The 14,772-nt window shown below is 72.9% G+C and carries 15 protein-coding genes; 8 read left to right on the forward strand and 7 right to left on the reverse strand.

The annotated features are described in order from the left end of the window. Positions 1-52: 52 nt before the first annotated feature. The gene (locus ABD481_RS25010) at positions 53-1,195 is read right to left on the reverse strand and encodes a hypothetical protein (protein ID WP_344668183.1); all 1,143 of its coding nucleotides are present in this window, start codon (positions 1,193-1,195) and stop codon (positions 53-55) included. Then, a complete protein-coding gene (locus tag ABD481_RS25015; RefSeq protein ID WP_344668184.1) occupies positions 1,185-1,772 on the reverse strand; it encodes a SigE family RNA polymerase sigma factor in 588 nt (195 codons plus the stop codon). Before ABD481_RS25015 ends, ABD481_RS25010 begins: the two co-directional genes overlap by 11 nt. A 198-nt stretch (positions 1,773-1,970) precedes the next feature. On the opposite strand from ABD481_RS25015, the gene ABD481_RS25020 reads away from it, so the two are divergent. Continuing rightward, positions 1,971-2,465, forward strand: a complete 495-nt coding sequence (locus ABD481_RS25020; RefSeq protein ID WP_344668185.1) for a hypothetical protein — start codon at positions 1,971-1,973, stop codon at positions 2,463-2,465. Positions 2,466-2,523: 58 nt separating this feature from the next. On the opposite strand, the gene ABD481_RS25025 is transcribed toward ABD481_RS25020, so the two are convergent. Together ABD481_RS25025 and ABD481_RS25030 are read right to left on the reverse strand one after the other, a co-directional pair. Continuing rightward, positions 2,524-2,964, reverse strand: a complete 441-nt coding sequence (locus ABD481_RS25025) for a hypothetical protein (protein ID WP_344668186.1) — start codon at positions 2,962-2,964, stop codon at positions 2,524-2,526. Positions 2,965-3,041: 77 nt separating this feature from the next. After that, positions 3,042-4,376 carry an aminotransferase class I/II-fold pyridoxal phosphate-dependent enzyme gene (locus ABD481_RS25030; RefSeq protein WP_344668187.1) on the reverse strand — a complete coding sequence of 445 codons (1,335 nt, stop codon included), beginning with the start codon at positions 4,374-4,376 and terminating at the stop codon, positions 3,042-3,044. Between the two features lie 27 nt (positions 4,377-4,403). Here ABD481_RS25030 and ABD481_RS25035 point away from each other — a divergent pair, with 27 nt between their 5' ends. After that, entirely contained in the window at positions 4,404-5,168 is a 765-nt protein-coding gene (locus ABD481_RS25035) for a pyridoxamine 5'-phosphate oxidase family protein (RefSeq protein ID WP_344668188.1), read from the forward strand. 100 nt (positions 5,169-5,268) lie between these two features. On the opposite strand, the gene ABD481_RS25040 is transcribed toward ABD481_RS25035, so the two are convergent. Continuing rightward, positions 5,269-6,432: a steroid 3-ketoacyl-CoA thiolase gene (locus ABD481_RS25040; RefSeq protein WP_344668189.1), complete on the reverse strand. Its 1,164-nt coding sequence runs from the start codon at positions 6,430-6,432 to the stop codon at positions 5,269-5,271. A 594-nt stretch (positions 6,433-7,026) separates the two neighbouring features. On the opposite strand from ABD481_RS25040, the gene ABD481_RS25045 reads away from it, so the two are divergent. Next, the gene (locus ABD481_RS25045; protein ID WP_344668190.1) at positions 7,027-7,623 is read left to right on the forward strand and encodes a histidine phosphatase family protein; all 597 of its coding nucleotides are present in this window, start codon (positions 7,027-7,029) and stop codon (positions 7,621-7,623) included. A gap of 131 nt (positions 7,624-7,754) precedes the next feature. Here the strand turns inward: ABD481_RS25045 and ABD481_RS25050 are convergent, their stop codons facing one another. Then, positions 7,755-8,867, reverse strand: coding sequence for a polyprenyl synthetase family protein (locus ABD481_RS25050; protein ID WP_344668191.1), 1,113 nt, complete (start codon positions 8,865-8,867; stop codon positions 7,755-7,757). A 75-nt stretch (positions 8,868-8,942) separates the two neighbouring features. On the opposite strand from ABD481_RS25050, the gene metF reads away from it, so the two are divergent. The 3 genes from metF (at position 8,943) to ABD481_RS25065 (ending at position 11,553) form a co-directional block, all read left to right on the forward strand. Beyond that, entirely contained in the window at positions 8,943-9,914 is a 972-nt protein-coding gene (metF, locus tag ABD481_RS25055; protein WP_344668192.1) for a methylenetetrahydrofolate reductase [NAD(P)H], read from the forward strand. A 209-nt stretch (positions 9,915-10,123) separates the two neighbouring features. Continuing rightward, the gene (locus tag ABD481_RS25060) at positions 10,124-10,639 is read left to right on the forward strand and encodes a GNAT family N-acetyltransferase (RefSeq protein ID WP_344668193.1); all 516 of its coding nucleotides are present in this window, start codon (positions 10,124-10,126) and stop codon (positions 10,637-10,639) included. 41 nt (positions 10,640-10,680) lie between these two features. Then, positions 10,681-11,553 (forward strand): hypothetical protein, encoded by an 873-nt coding sequence (locus ABD481_RS25065; protein ID WP_344668194.1) that lies wholly within the window; start codon positions 10,681-10,683, stop codon positions 11,551-11,553. Positions 11,554-11,663: 110 nt separating this feature from the next. Here ABD481_RS25065 and ABD481_RS25070 read toward each other — a convergent pair whose 3' ends face one another. After that, the gene (locus ABD481_RS25070) at positions 11,664-12,689 is read right to left on the reverse strand and encodes a glycosyltransferase family 2 protein (protein WP_344668195.1); all 1,026 of its coding nucleotides are present in this window, start codon (positions 12,687-12,689) and stop codon (positions 11,664-11,666) included. Positions 12,690-13,633: 944 nt separating this feature from the next. Between ABD481_RS25070 and ABD481_RS25075 the strand changes: the two genes are divergently transcribed. After that, positions 13,634-14,038, forward strand: a complete 405-nt coding sequence (locus ABD481_RS25075; RefSeq protein WP_344668196.1) for a DUF6504 family protein — start codon at positions 13,634-13,636, stop codon at positions 14,036-14,038. A gap of 136 nt (positions 14,039-14,174) precedes the next feature. Further along, entirely contained in the window at positions 14,175-14,705 is a 531-nt protein-coding gene (locus ABD481_RS25080) for an SAV_6107 family HEPN domain-containing protein (RefSeq protein ID WP_344668197.1), read from the forward strand. The last annotated feature ends 67 nt before the right edge of the window (positions 14,706-14,772 follow it).

The following is a 14,772-nucleotide window of genomic DNA, read 5'->3' on the forward strand; positions in this document are numbered from 1 at the left end:
ACCACCGGAAGTGGAGTCCGGCGGTCGGGCCTTTGTCGTGCTCGGTGTGCGGTCAGTGGATTTCGGTCCAGTAGACGTTCTCGGCGCCCGGGGCGGGATCGGTGGCGGTGAGGGAGAAGCGGGGGCCGTTGGTGATGCGGAAGGCGATGCCGAGGTGGTCGGTTTCGGGGGTGGGGGAGATGGTGGCGGGGTCGAGGTTCAGGGTGGTGGCCAGGGCCTGGGCGGTCGGGGCGGTGAGGGTGAAGGTCACCGGGTTGGAGCCCTGGCGGCCGGTGCCGGGGTCGGTGAAGTCGAACGTCGCCGGGACGTTCGTGCCCGGTGCGTAGGTGGTCAGGAGGCTGCCGTCGGGGGTCGCGACGGGTGGGCGGGCGGTGGCGGACTTGGTGCCGAGCGTGCCGCCGGCCTTGAGGGTGCGCACGGTCGGTGCCTCGACCAGCAGGAGCGTGAAGGCGCCGTCGGGGGTGCGCTGGGCCCACAGGAAGCCGGACTGCGGGCTGTAGAAGCCGGGGCCGATCTGGGCGGACAGCTGGTCCGCGCCGCTGCCCTTCGGGCCGTGGAAGACGACCGCGCGCAGGCCCGGGCCGCAGACGTCGTCGTTCGGCGGGTCGACGAAGACCACGGCGATGCGCAGGGCCGCGTTCTCGCCCGCGTAGGCGAGCTTGGCGTTCCTGCCGCCGGTGAGCGAGGTGGCGCGTTGCAGCAGTGCGCTCGTGAGCGCCGCGTCGGCGGCGAGGGGGCCGCGGGCCGGCCATGCGAAGTTCTTGGCCGTCATCACCGGTGTGGCGGTGGGGTCGCAGCCGTGGACCACGCTCCCGTCGTTCGGTTCGGTCGACTGCGCGCTGGTCGGCGCTGAGCCAGTGCTCTGGGAAGAGGCTGGTGGCGAGGAGGGGAGCGATCGCGGTGGGGTCGGCGTGGCGGTGCCGGACGGGCTGCTCACTCCGTTCACGACCACGCCCGGGCCGCCGCTGGTGCCCTGATTGCCGGCCGGCGTCCGCGTTCCCCACACCACGCCGCCGGTCACCATCACTGCCGCGACGGCCACGCCGCTCAGCGACGCTTTCCGGCGGCGCGCGCCCGCGTGCCGTAGGTGCTCCCGCGTGATCCCGACCGGGTCCGGGTGGTCCGGATGCCGGTGCGCGCGGTGGCGGAGCATGCTGGAGATCTCGTCCCCGAAGCCGCTCTCATCATCTGTCATGGAAGGCTCCTGTCTTGGTCGATGGCGATGACGGCCGCGCGTTCGACGGCGGCGCGACTGGCCGCGCGTCCGGCCGCGCGTCCTCGGAGAGCAGCTCCCGCATCCGCGCCAGGCCGCGCGAGGCCTGGCTCTTGACCGTCCCGAGCGACCGGCCCAGCATCGCCGCGGTCTCGGCCTCGGTGAGGTCCTCGTAGTAGCGCAGCACGATCACCGTCCGCATGCCGGTCGGCAGCCGGGCCAGCGCCCGCCACAGCGCGTCGTCGCGGTCGACGGCGGCGTGCGCGTCGCGCTCGTCCGCGCGCTCCGGCAGCTGCCAGGCGACCTGCGTGCGGTGCCGCAGGGCCCGCCGCCACCAGGAATTCGCCAGGTTCACGACGATGCGCCGGACGTAGACCTCCGGCTGCTCCGCCGCCCGGATGCGGCCCCAGTTCCGGTAGGTCCGGATCAGCGCGTCCTGCACGAAGTCCTCGGCGAGCCCGTGGTCCCCGGTCAGCAGGTACGCGGTGCGGACCAGACGGCCGCGCCGGGTCGCGACGAACTCCCAGAACCGCCGCTCCTCATCGTCGGTGAGCGCCATTCGGCGGCACCCCGCTCTCCCTTCCTCGTGGCCCGCACGCCGCCGGGACCGGCGGCGCACACTCGGTAGAGCCTCCGAGCCGGGGGAAAGTTGAGAGCAGTCGCGATTATTCTTCTGCGAGCCGCTCGGAGCCGCTCCGGGCGGCGCGCGGCGGAGCGGCTCCGGCCCAGCGGACCGCCGCTCGGTTACGGTGGTCGCATGCTGGTGACCAACCATGTGTTGTCGGGGGCGGTCATCGGCGCCGCCGCGAAACGGCCGCTGCCCGCGTTCCTGATCGGCGTGGCCTCGCACTTCGTACTGGACGCGCTGCCGCACTGGGGCAAGTGGGACAGCGACGAGCGGTTCTTCCGCATCGCGGTGGCCGACGGGCTCACGGGCCTGACGGCGATGGGCCTGGCGACGCGGGCCGCGCTGAAATCGGGCTCGGCGGCGACGCCCGGTCCGGGGCGTTCCGACCGGCCGGGCGGATTCGCGGTCTCAGTGCTCGCCGGAATGGCCGGAGCCGCTCTGCCCGACCTGGACAAGCCCTCGTCGATGCTGTTCGGGCACCAGCTGTGGCCCACCGTCGTGTGCCGTTTCCACGGCCGCATCCAGAACGAGGCGCCGAACCGGTTCGTGTCCCACGAACTCGTCGCCGCCGCCGGCTTCGCGCTGACGGCGGGCGCGCTGATCCGGCGGCGCGCCGCACGCTGATTCGTCCCGGCTCGGAGAGTCAGCCCAGAAAGTCAGCCCGGAGAATCAGCCCAGATAGTCAGTCCGGAAAAGCCGTGCTCTCGCTTCCCAGCGGCGCCGGCAGCACCACCGTCGCCGCGAGGTCGACGAACTCCGGTGGCGTCTCCGGCTCCGGCAGACTCACGCTCGCCGAGAACGGAGCCGGTCTCGGTTTCCGCGGCACCCGCGCGCCGGACGAGCCACCCCGTCCCGGATACACCTGGATCCCATTGACCGGATCCGGCACGGCGTCCAGGGCCGCCTTGACCAGCGGCGCGTCCCGGAACGCTGAGAATCCCCCGACCGTCGCCAGGTCGGGGAAGCACAGCTCGAGCACCACGCCCCAGGGGCGTTCCACCCAGGCCCAGTCCTCCGCGCCGGACTCCAGCGCGGTGCGGATCAGGTCCCTGCTGTGCGTGTCCTTCCACGAGGCGGCGGAGAATTCGCCGTCCGCGACCTCGATCGACCACCATTCACCCACCCGGCCACGGTATGTCGGGCGTGCGGCGAAAAGAAGGGCCGGCCGGCAACCGCCGTTCGCTGAGGGCGAACAACGGCTCACATCGCGCCACCCGCGCCCGAAGCCGCCATGACCGCGGCGAACACGTCGGCCAGCGGCTCGATGTCGGCCAGGTCCAGATTCGAGATCGTGATCCGCACCCCCGGCGGTGTCCCGACCCGGAACCACGCCCCCGGTGCCACCGCCCACCCGGCCGCCAGCAGCCCGCTGACCATCACCGCCTCGTCGGCCACCGGAATCCATACGTTGATGCCGCTGGCGCCCCGCGCGGCGATCCCGCGCGCGCCCAGCGCCGCGATCAACGCCTCGCGCCGCTCGGTGTAGGTCCGGGCCGCCTCGGCGATCTGCGCCTCGACCCCCTCGTCCGTCCACAGCCGGTGCACCTGGTCCTGGAGCAGCTGGCTGACCCAGCCGGCGCCGAGCCGCAGCCGGCCGGCGACCCGCGCCGCCGTCGTGGCGTCGGCGGCGGTGACCGCGCAGCGCAGATCCGGGCCGTAGGCCTTGGAGAGCGAGCGGATGTGGGCCCAGTGCTCCGTCGCCCCGGCCAGGGTGTTCAGGCGGAGGTGCGGAGTGATGTCCGCGCCGTGGTCGTCCTCGATCAGCAGCACGTCGGGATGCCCGGCCAGCAGGTTCCGCAGCGCCGCCGCGCGCTCGGCGGTCACCACGGCGCCGGTCGGGTTCTGGGCGCGGGACGTGATGATCACCGCGCGGACGCCCCGTTTCAGCGCCGCCGCCAGGCTCTGCGGCATCATGCCTTCTTCGTCGATCGGCACCGGCACGGCGGTCAGCCCCATCGCCGGCAGCAGGTGGTAGACCGCGCCCCAGCCCGGGTCCTCCACCGCGACCGAGTCCCCGGTGCGCAGGTGCGCGGACAGCACGCGGTCGATGGCGTCACCGGCGCCGAAGGCCAGCATCACGTGCTCGGCCGGGATGCGGTCGGCGGTGAAGCGGGCCCGGGCCGTCGTCAGCAGCTCCGGCAGGATCGGGTCGCCCTTGTACAGCCGCTGCGAGATGCCGCGCGGGAACACCAGCTCCGGCAGCAGCCGACGGTCCGGGTTGCCGTTGACCAGGTCGATCGCGTCGGCGGGGAGCGGGAAACCGAGGTTGCGCGGGGCGGTCGCGGGCCGCTCGCGGACTCGCGTCCCGCGTCGGCCGGCGGTCTCCACGGCGCCGCGGTCGCGCAGCAGGCGATAGGCGGCCGAGACGGTGTTGGGGTTGACCGCGAGCTCGGCGGCGAGGTCCCGGATCGGGGGCAGGGCCTGGCCCGGGGCCAGCTGCCCGGCGGCGATGCCGGCCTCGATGGACGCCGCGATCTGGCTGGCGCCGCGTCCGGAGATTTTGTACGCTGCCCCCGAAGTCGTTTGAACTACCACAGCCTCTAGTTTGCACTAGGACGAAAAATGACGCAAGCGACCGCGACGACCGAGACAACCGCGACCACCGAGCCCGCGACGGACGCCGAGACCGACGCCTGCCTGCTCGGCCACCGCTCCGCCGCCGGCTCCTACCCCCAGACCGCGCGGACCACCGCCACCCGTTACCAGAACCGCGTCGACTACGACCGGGCCGCCGTCCACGCGGTCCTCGACGAGGCGCTCGTCTGCCACCTGGCCTTCGTCCTGGACGACGCTCCCGTGGTGCTCCCGACCGTCCACGCGCGGCGCGGCGACCGCCTCTACGTCCACGGCTCGACGGGCGGCCGGATGGCCGGTCTGGACGGCCAGCGCGTCGGCGTCACCGTCACCCTGATCGACGGCCTGATCCTCGCCCGCAGCTGGATGCACCACTCGATGGCCTTCCGCAGCGTCGTGGTGCACGGCCGGGCGCGGGTCGTCGCCGACCACACCGAGCGCCTGGAGGCCATGCGGGCGCTGATCGAGCACATCGCGCCCGGCCGGTCCGAGGAGTCGCGCGAACCCACCCGCAAGGAACTGGCCGCCACCGCGATCCTGGCCGTGGACCTGGAGGAGGTGTCGCTGAAGGCGCGCGGGCAGCACGTCGCCGACGACGAGGCCGACCTGCTGCTGTCGCACTGGGCCGGGGCGATCCCGCTGACGCTGACCGCGGGCGCGGCGAACCCGGCCCCCGACCTGCTGGAGGGCATCGCGACGCCGGAGTACGCGCAGCGGTACGCCCGGCCGTTCGAGTGCGGATACGGGCACTGAGGCGCAGCCGGGGCCGGCTGCCCCGGGTGCCGCCGCTCAGAGATACCGCCGCTTAGAGATGCTGCCGCTTAGAGATGCTGCGGCTCAGTGATGCCGCCGCTCAGACCCGCTGGATGATCGTCGCGATCCCCAGCGCCCCGCCCTGGCACATGGTGAGCAGCGCGAACTCCTTGTCGGAGCGCTCCAGCTCGTGCAACGCCGTGGTGAACAGGCGCGCGCCGGTCGCGCCGACCGGGTGCCCGATGGCCAGCGCGCCGCCGTTGACGTTGACCTTGTCCAGGTCGACGCGGTGCGTGCGGGCCCAGGCCAGGACCACCGAGGCGAAGGCCTCGTTGATCTCGAACAGGTCGATGTCGGCGACGGTCATGCCGGCCTTGGCCAGCACCGCGGTGGTCGCCGGGATCGGGCCGTCGAGGTGGTAGTACGGGTCCGAGCCGACCATGACCTGCGCGACGATGCGGGCCCGGGGCCGCAGGCCGAGGGCCAGGGCCGTGCTCTCGGACGCCCACAGCACGGCGGCGGCGCCGTCGGAGATCTGCGAGGCCGTGCCGGCGGTGTGGATGCCGTCGGGGAGCACCGGCTTCAGCGCGGCCAGGCCCTCGCGGGTGGTGTCGCGCAGGCCCTGGTCGCGGGTCACGACGCGCCACATGCCGTGTTCGTCGCGCTCCTGCTCGGTGGTCGGCACCTGGACCTCGAACACCTCGCGGTCGAAGCGGCCCTCCTCCCAGGCCTGCTTGGCACGGGCCTGCGACAGCACCCCGAGGCCGTCGACGTCCTCGCGGGTGATGCCGTGCTTGCGGGCGATCCGCTCGGCGGCCTCGAACTGGTTGGGCATGTCCAGGCTCCACTCGTCCGGCTGCGGGCGGCCGAACCCGGACTTGGCGTTGGCGCCGAGCGGGACCCGGGACATCGCCTCCACGCCGCAGCCGATGCCGATGTCGACGGTACCGCCGGCGACCATCGAGGAAATGAGGTTGTTCGCCTGCTGCGAGGAGCCGCACTGGCAGTCGACGGTGGTGGCGGCGGTGGAGTAGGGCAGGCCCATGGCCAGCCACGCGGTGCGGGCGACGTTGAAGCCCTGCTCGCCGGCCTGGGTGACGCAGCCCCCGACGATCTGTTCCACCGCGTCGGCCGGCACCCCGGTGCGCTTGAGCAGCTCGCGGTAGGTCTCGCCGAGCAGGTAGGCCGGGTGCAGCGTGGCCAGCGCGCCGTTGCGCTTGCCGATCGGGGTGCGGACCGCCTCGACGATGACGGCTTCGGACATGGGCGGCCTCCTGCGCGACGGCGGCCGGCGGGCCGGGGGACTCGGCCGCCGAAACTGATACAGGTTCTAGTTTTGCGAACCTAACAGCAATCCCGCGACAAGGGAACGGGCCGCCGGAAGGGGAACCCTCCGGCGGCCCGGTGTCGAGGAATCCGCGGACGCGCGCGGTGCGGGTCGTCAGTGGCAGCAGGCGCCTCCGCACGCGCAGGAGCTGCCGCTCTGGCAGCCGCACTTGCACCCGCCGCCACAGCTGCAACTGCCCGCCTCGGCCTCGAGGACGACGATCGGCAGCGCCCGGCTCTCGGCGGGCGTGGGCGGGGGGCTCTCAACGGTCGGATGCACGGTGTCCGGGAGTGACTTCGCCATGGCGCCTCCTTCGCTGGCGGCGGTCCGGGCGGTGCGACGGGGATCCTCCCCAAGGCCGCCGATGCCGCCGTTTCCAGTCAAAAGGGAGATCCCGCCCGGGTCAATGGGGCGGGGGGAGACGCCACCCGGAGCGCCACGGGGCGCGGGGGCGGGAGGCCGGACGCGGGGCGGGTCGACGCACCCTGGGTCGCCACGCACGGCGGCGGCCGCCGCACTAGGCTCGGAAGCATGTCCGAGCTGATCTTGCTGCGCCATGGCCAGACCGAGTGGAGCCGCGACGGCCGCCACACCGGACTGACCGACCTGCCCCTGACCACCGCCGGCGAGGACCAGGCCCGCGCCGCCGCGAAACTCCTGGCCGGCAAGACCTTCGGCGCGGTCTACAGCAGTCCCCTGACCCGCGCGGTCCGCACCGCCGACCTGGCCGGCCTCACCGGTGTGACCGTGGACCCCGACCTGCGGGAATGGGACTACGGCGGCTACGAGGGCGTGACCACCGAGGAGATCCACCGGACCCGCCCCGGCTGGTACCTGTGGGACGACGGCATCGTCCCCGGCGACGCCGACCACCCCGGCGAGACCGTCGAGCAGGTCGGCGCGCGCGTGGACCGCGTGCTCGCCCGGGTCCGGCCGGTGCTGGCCGACGGCGAGGGCCAGGACGTGTGCCTGATCGCGCACGGGCACGTGCTGCGGATCCTGTGCGCCCGCTGGCTCGGCCTGCCCGCGGAGGGCGGCCGGTTCTTCCGGCTGGACACGGCGACCGTGTCGCGCCTCGGCTTCGAGCACGCGCGCCCGGTGGTCGACGGACTGAATCAGCAGGGGTAGCCGACAAGCGCAGGAGCCTGAAGACAAGAAAAGCGTGAAAGCCCGGGGCCGGAAGCCCGGGGCCGGAAGCCCGGGGCCGGAAGCCCGGGGCCGGAAGCCCGAGCTCGAGCCCGAACCAGACCCCGAAGCCCCTACTTCTTCCGCGCCGTGGCCATCACCGCGAGCTCCCGCAGCACCTCGCGCGCCTCGTCGGCGATCGGCGCGGCGTCGGCGGCGGCCGTCGCCTCCAGGGTGAGGGCCGTGATCCGGGTCTCGACGTCGTCGAGCGCGCCGGTGTCGCGGATGATGTCCTGCAGCTCGGCGACGCCCGCGGCGTCGAGGTCGGGGTTCCCCAGCTCCGCGCGCAGGGTCTTGATCGTCGCCGGGCTGTCGGCGCGCGCCGCGGCCAGTGCCACCAGCAGCGTCTGCTTGCCCTCGCGCAGGTCGTCGCCGGCCGGCTTGCCGGTGGCCGCCGGGTCGCCGAAGACGCCGAGGACGTCGTCGCGGAGCTGGAAGGCCTCGCCGAGGGGGAGGCCGTAGGCCGAGTAGGCGGCGATCACGTCGGGCGTGGCGCCCGCCAGCATCGCGCCGACGTGCAGCGGGCGCTCGATCGTGTACTTCGCGGACTTGAAGCGGATCACCGTCTGCGCCCGCTGCGCGGCGCGCTCCGGCTCGTCGAGTCCGTGGGCCTGGGCCAGCACGTCCAGGTACTGGCCGGCCATCACCTCGGTGCGCATCACGTCGTAGTACGGACGGGCCGCGGCGGTCCGCTCGGGCGGCAGGCCGTTGCCCGCGAACATCTCGTCGCACCAGGTCAGGCACACGTCGCCGAGCAGGATCGCGGCCGCCGCGCCGAACCGGGTGTCCGATCCCTCCCACGCCGCCTCGCGGTGCGCGGCGGCGAACCGGCGGTGGATGGCCGGCATGCCCCGGCGGGTGTCGGAGCCGTCCATGTAGTCGTCGTGGATCAGGGCCGAGGCCTGGAGCAGCTCCAGCGAGGCCGCGGCGCGCACCGCGCCGGCCTCCAGCTCCGGGTCCAGCTCCGCCCCGTCCCGGCCGGCCACGCCGCGCCAGCCCCAGTAGCAGAATCCCGGCCGCATCAGCTTGCCGCCGTCGAGGAATTCCCGCAGCGCGGTCGGCAGCGGCGCCAGCTCCGGGGACATGGCGATCAGCGCCGCGCCCTGGCGATCCAGGAACTCCGCCAGGGCGGCGTCGACTCGGGTGCGCAGGTCGTGGCGGTCCAGGGGATTCACGGGAACAACCATACGGGTCGTGTCTCGCGGCTCGGGACGTTAGTCGTGCTCCGTTACAACCGGGGCCCGGCTCGTTACGGTGGATACATGGCACTGGGACTCCCCTCCGTGCGGCCGGACCGTGCCGCCACCGTCCGCGAGCTGCTCTCCCGCGGGGAGCGCTCCTACTCGTTCGAGTTCTTCCCGCCCCGTGACGACGTCCAGGAGCAGCAGCTCTGGCGGGCGCTCCGGCGCCTGGAGGGCTACTCGCCGACGTTCGTCTCGGTGACCTACGGCGCCGGCGGGACCACCCGGGTGAAGACGGTGGAGACGACCGAGCGCATCGCCTCGGACACCACGCTGACCCCGGTGGGACACCTCACCGCCGTCAACCACTCGGTGGCCGAGCTGCGGCACGTCATCGGCCAGTACGCCGACGCCGGCGTGCGCAACATCCTGGCGCTGCGGGGCGACCCGCCGGGCGATCCGCTGGGGGAGTGGACCGCGCACCCGGAGGGGCTGTCCTACGCCGGCGACCTCGTGGACCTGGTGCGTGAGTCCGGCGACTTCTGCGTCGGCGTCGCAGCATTTCCGGAGATGCACCCGCGCTCCCCGGACTGGGACACGGACATCGCGCGCTTCGTCGACAAGTGTCGCCGCGGCGCCGATTTCGCGATCACGCAGATGTTCTTCCTCACCGACGACTACCTGCGCCTGCGGGACCGGGTCGCGGCCGCCGGCTGCGACGTGCCGATCCTGCCGGGCGTGATGCCCGTGACCAACGTCGCGCAGATCAAGCGGATCACCGGCCTCACCGGGCAGGCGTTCCCGGCCGAGCTGGAGAGCGCGCTGCTGGCGGTCGAGGGCGACAAGGCGGCGGTCCGGGAGGTCGGGGTGCAGTGGACGACCCGGATGTGCGAGCGGCTGCTTGCCGAGGGCGTGCCGGGGCTGCACTTCATCACGCTGAACATGTCGACGGCGACGCTGGAGATCTACCGCAACCTGGGGCTGGACCGGCGGCATGAGGCGGCGCGCGAGCCCGCGAGCCGGCGTGCCGCGGGGCTGCCGCTGTCGGCCTGAGGCTGCTCCTGCGTGGGGCCTCACGGCTTCCTGCGATTTCATTCAGGCTGCGTACAGCTGTGTCCCGGCTTCATCCGGGCTGCTCCCGGTCCAGTCAGCCGCGATGTCACCTTGTCTGATGAACGACGCCCGATCGCGTCACGCGGCGCTGCCGACGTGTGCCAGCCTGCGATGAACCAACGCATGGGGGGCGAGAAGGAGGCACGCACATGCAACCGCTGGCAGTCCGATACGCGGTGCCGATGGACCTGGCGGCGGTCCACGCCGTCATCCATTCGGCCTACCGCCACTACCTCACCCGGATCGGCGCCCGGCCCGCGCCGCTCGACGCCGACTACCCGCACCTGATGCGCCGCGGCTGCCTGTTCGTCGTCGGCAGCCCGGCGGTCGCCACCATCACCCTCACCCCCGAGGACGGCTGGCTCCACCTCGACAACCTGGCCGTCGCCCCCGACCGCCAGGGCCAGGGCCTGGGCCGCCGCATCCTGGCCTTCGCCGAGGAGCACGCGCGCCGGCTCTGGTTCCCCGAGCTGCGGCTGCTGACCCACTCGATGATGTGGGAGAACCAGCGGATGTACGCCTCCGCCGGCTACCAGGAGTACGGCCGCACCGAGCTGGCCCCGGAACGCCAGCTGATCCACTACCGCAAGGCCGTCGGCGGCTGGGACTTCTCCGGCCCGACCTACCTGCCGACCGCCACGGCCCTGCTGGCCGGGGCGCGATAGCCGCCGCACAGTCCCCACCTGCGGCGCTACCATCAGCCGTCATGGTGTTCATGCGCGAGGAACCGGTCGGCGACATAGGCCGGCCCGACCCGTTCCCGGGGCGAGGACGAAGAGGCCCGGCGCCGATCGGAACGGTCGCGGCGCTCGTCCTCACCGGCCTGGTCCTCCTCGGCGGCGGCTGGCTGTTCAGCACGCTGGTGGTCCACCGCGACTGGACGATCTACCCGCTGCTGACGCTGACGTTCTTCTCCAGCAGGTTCCTGCTCAAAGAGGTCGCGCTGCGCAACTCGGATTGGCGGGGCTGGGGTCGGCCGATGCTCGGCGCGCTGGCCACCGGCGCGGCGGCGGGCTACCCGGTGTGGGCCGAGGTGCGGGACCGGGTGTCCGTGAACACCCAGCAGCTGCTCTGGGCGGGCGTCGGGCTGGTCGTCGCGGGTCCGGCGTTCCTGCTGCTGACCCGGTGGGGTCGCGGGCCGCTGCGGGTCCGGGGCTCCCAGCGGCTGAGCGTGACGCGCGAGAGCGCGATCCTGGCCGTGACCACGATCGCGCTGTTCCCGCTCCAGTACGGGGGCGGGGTCGCCGCCGACGCCACCGGCGAGGACTGGTTCGGGATCGGGGGTGTGATCTGCGCGGTGCTGCTGGGCATCGCCCGGCTGAAGTTGATCCAGCGCCGAGCACCCTTCGGAGGACAGCTGGTCTCCGCGCTCGCCTTCGCGCTCGGGGTGATTGTCGCCTTCGCCACGACCTTCGACGAGGACTCCACGCTCAACTCCTCGCTCAGCGTCTCGGCCGGGGTGCTCGTCGGCGGGATGTTCTACCTGGCGGCGATCGCGGTGCTGGTGCGGTTCTACGGGTGGCGGCGGCCGGGGGCGGGTGCGAAGCGGCCCGGTGGGTTTGAGGTGCCGTGGCTGTGAGGTGCGGCGTTGAGAGCGCGGCTGAGCGGCTGAGCTTGTGGGGCGGCTGAGCCGCTGAGCCGCTGAGCCGCTGAGCTGCTGAGCCGCAGAGCTGCTGAGTCGCTGAAACGTCAGCGGAACAGCCTGCTCCCGACCATCTGGACCTCGCCGCTTTCGCGAGCCGCCGCCTGTGCCTGCGCCGCAGCCCCGGCCGCGCGGTTGGCCGCCGCGTCGGCGATCGGGCCGGCCGGCTTCGCTCCGGACCCGTAGCCGGTCCCGGTCCGTACCGGGGCCCGCCGCGCCTGGTGCGTCGCCCGGCCCGGGACCGGCGTCGCGGTCGCTGTGAACGCCGCCAGCAGCCGCCGCGCGGTGTCGGTGAACGAATGCAGTATTGAATTCTCCGTGTCGCTCACCGCATACCGGCTGCCGAGCCCGGCGGGCGCGGGCGTCCCGGCCCGCTCCCGCGGCCAGAGCGAACCGTCCAGGAACTCGATGGCGTGCCGGCCGTCGACCGATGCCACGCGGCCTCCGGCGCGCCGGACAGCGCGGACCAGGCCCGACTCGCCCTGCGCGTCGTGGGCCGCGTTGCAGTGCCCGCCGACCCGCCAGTACATCTCGGTGTCCACCGCCAGTAGCCGTGCCGACGTCGACCGGCTCGGCCCCACCGGCGGCTGCGCCGGCCGGGTGCGGCGGTGCGCCTCGGCGACCACCAGGTCCAGCTGGTGCGGACCGCGCAGCGCCGCCACCGCGGACGCGATCGCCCCCGGCGCCAGCGCCAGTCCCGGGTCGACGAAGACCATGGTGCGCCCCCGGGCCGCCACCGCCAGCTGCTCGCAGGCGTGCGCGTGCGCGCACCAGCCGACCGGCGCCGGCGCCCCGACCAGCAGCCGCAGGCGCGGGTCGTCCAGCGCGGCGCGCAGCACCAGACGCCGCGTCAGGTCGGTCGAACCGGCGTCCAGGAACACCACGTCCAGCTTCGGCACCCGGGTCTGGGCCAGCAGCGCGCGGACGCAGCGCAGCACCCGGCGCTCGTCGTTCAGCAGCGGGACGAGGACGGTGACGGCCTCGCCGGCGGGCGGCGGGTCGGCGGACAGCGGTTCGGAGGACAGCACGGACGACACGGAGTGCGCGATCACCGGATGTCGATTTCGTCCCACGGCAAAAAGCATCCGGCGCGCAGCCCATGATCGCAGTGCGGCACGGAGAGTTCTGCGCCGTCAGGGTGACCGGGCCCGGAAACCGGGGCGAGGCACACGGGTGTCGGGCTGGGTGTTCGGGCTGAGGGTTCGGGCTGAGCATTCTGGCTGGACTTTCGGGCCGAGGGGCGGGACCCGCGCCCCCACAGACGCGGACCCCGCCAAGGCCGACAGGCCTTCCCTACCCCCACTTGGCACCCCCACCGGGTGCGCTGGCGGCGTGTCGACACGACCAGCCAGTCATCCCTATAGACGTTCGAGAGGTGCCGTTCGGTTGCAACCCGACCCACTTCCGCATGTTGCGATCCGATAACGCGCGTCTGACGCGTGCCTCCCGGAGGCGGACGCCGTGGCCTGCGCGAGTACTCATCCCGGAGCTGAGTACGAATACCCATGAGGAGTGTCAGTCCCATGCGCCACACTTACTGACGGCACGCGAGGGCCGCGCCACTGCGGGGTGTGTCGGGGAGACACGGCCCGGCCGCGCGATGCCGAAATGGGGGAAGACCCGGTCCCGTTTGATGGGGCACCGCCGACACGGGGCGGCGGAGCTTCGTGAAGCGGGACCGGATCGGGCTGCCTGGTGATTGCGCCCTTAGCCTGCCTTCCGGCCGTTCGCGTTGAGGGGGTACCCCTCCGCCATTCACTGTATTTCCGCAGGTCGTGACCCTATTGGTGGCCCTAGCCGGAATGCGGCTTCACTCATTTGAGCGAGTCTTGACCTGTTTCCGTTGAGCCGCGGACCCGCCGGGGGGTAGCCTGACTCCAGTCGAACAAAGATTCGATGACGGTCCGACGCCCGGGGCGGTCGGCTTGTCGGCGGCCCGCGGGAGGGGAAGCCCGGGGCCCGCCGTGGCCGGCCCGGGTGTTCGGACACTGAGGTGGCGGCGTTTACGGAGGCTGCGATGAGTGCGAATGGGATGGGTGCCGCTGTGAGCACCGAGGACGAACAGATCGACGTGCTGCGACGGCATGGTGAGCCGGCGCATTTCATCTGGCGCGGCAAGCTCTACCGCGTGCGCCAGGTCCTTTCGCACTGGATCCAGGTGGGATCCGACAGCGGCGAGCTTCCCTCCGTGCTCCTGCGGACCGATCGGCGCCTCGGGACCTTCGAGACCCTGGTCTTCGGCCGGGACCGGGAGGTCGAGCGGGAGCTGTGGAGCGTGCGCGCCAGCGTCGGGCGGGACGGGCAGGTGGACGTGTTCCAGCTCTGCCACGACGTCTCCGGCGGCGGCTGGCTGCTCGTCGCCGAATCGCTGAGCCCCCTGCCACGACAGGTGGGCCGGGTCCTGCGGTTCCCCGAGAGCTGACCACCGGACGACGGCGCCCGCGGTTCATGCGAATTTCCGCGCGTGAACACGTGTTTTTTGTCAGTGCCGCCTGTCACTGTGGAAGAGACATGCTGCGAGTCGTGTCCGACATGTCATCAGTGATTGGGAGGGAATCATGCCCGCCGCGACGAAGACGCTCAAAAGCACGGACACGGGACCGATAGCCGGGTCTCGGGCTCATCCCCCGCCGCTGCCCCCGATGGGCTCCGGCGGCCACCGGCGCGGCCCCGCGTCCCGCTCCGCCCGCGACCTGTTCGACCAGGCCGTGCACGAGCTGGCCGAAGCCGTCACCAACTCCCATCCCTACGACCGCTACTGCGGCGCCCACATGGCGGCGCTGCACGCCTCGGCGGCCGTGGTCACCGCGCGCGCGGTGCCGTCCGCCCCGGGCCGCGGCCGCCCGCGCAGCGTCTGGGACCTGCTCTACCGCGAGGCGCCGGAGCTGGCCGACTGGGCCGCCTACTTCGCCTCCGGCGCCACCCGCCGGGCCGCCGCGCAGGCCGGGCTGCCGAACGCGGTGACCGACGCCGAAGCCGCCGAGCTGGCGCGCGAGGCCGAGGTGTACCTCGGGGTGGTCGCGCAGTTGCTGGGGCTGCCGTTCCAGGACGGGCTGCCGCTGGGCAGCGGCGAGCAGGCGGCGAGCTGAATGCGCACTCCGGCCTCGGCGCGCGCGTCACGCGTCCCGACCCTCGGCGACCGACTTCTTGGCGACC

Origin of the sequence: Catenulispora yoronensis, assembly GCF_039531695.1 — a bacterium.
Taxonomy (GTDB): Bacteria; Actinomycetota; Actinomycetes; order Streptomycetales; family Catenulisporaceae; genus Catenulispora; species Catenulispora yoronensis.

Excerpts from the sequence above, each read along its gene's own strand:
- ABD481_RS25010 (WP_344668183.1), bottom strand. The coding sequence starts at position 1,195 with ATGACAGATGATGAGAGCGGCTTCGGGGACGAGATCTCCAGCATGCTC.
- ABD481_RS25015 (WP_344668184.1), bottom strand. The coding sequence starts at position 1,772 with ATGGCGCTCACCGACGATGAGGAGCGGCGGTTCTGGGAGTTCGTCGCG.
- ABD481_RS25020 (WP_344668185.1), top strand. The coding sequence starts at position 1,971 with ATGCTGGTGACCAACCATGTGTTGTCGGGGGCGGTCATCGGCGCCGCC.
- ABD481_RS25035 (WP_344668188.1), top strand. The coding sequence starts at position 4,404 with ATGACGCAAGCGACCGCGACGACCGAGACAACCGCGACCACCGAGCCC.
- ABD481_RS25040 (WP_344668189.1), bottom strand. The coding sequence starts at position 6,432 with ATGTCCGAAGCCGTCATCGTCGAGGCGGTCCGCACCCCGATCGGCAAG.
- ABD481_RS25045 (WP_344668190.1), top strand. The coding sequence starts at position 7,027 with ATGTCCGAGCTGATCTTGCTGCGCCATGGCCAGACCGAGTGGAGCCGC.
- ABD481_RS25050 (WP_344668191.1), bottom strand. The coding sequence starts at position 8,867 with ATGGTTGTTCCCGTGAATCCCCTGGACCGCCACGACCTGCGCACCCGA.
- metF (WP_344668192.1), top strand. The coding sequence starts at position 8,943 with ATGGCACTGGGACTCCCCTCCGTGCGGCCGGACCGTGCCGCCACCGTC.
- ABD481_RS25060 (WP_344668193.1), top strand. The coding sequence starts at position 10,124 with ATGCAACCGCTGGCAGTCCGATACGCGGTGCCGATGGACCTGGCGGCG.
- ABD481_RS25065 (WP_344668194.1), top strand. The coding sequence starts at position 10,681 with ATGGTGTTCATGCGCGAGGAACCGGTCGGCGACATAGGCCGGCCCGAC.
- ABD481_RS25075 (WP_344668196.1), top strand. The coding sequence starts at position 13,634 with ATGAGTGCGAATGGGATGGGTGCCGCTGTGAGCACCGAGGACGAACAG.
- ABD481_RS25080 (WP_344668197.1), top strand. The coding sequence starts at position 14,175 with ATGCCCGCCGCGACGAAGACGCTCAAAAGCACGGACACGGGACCGATA.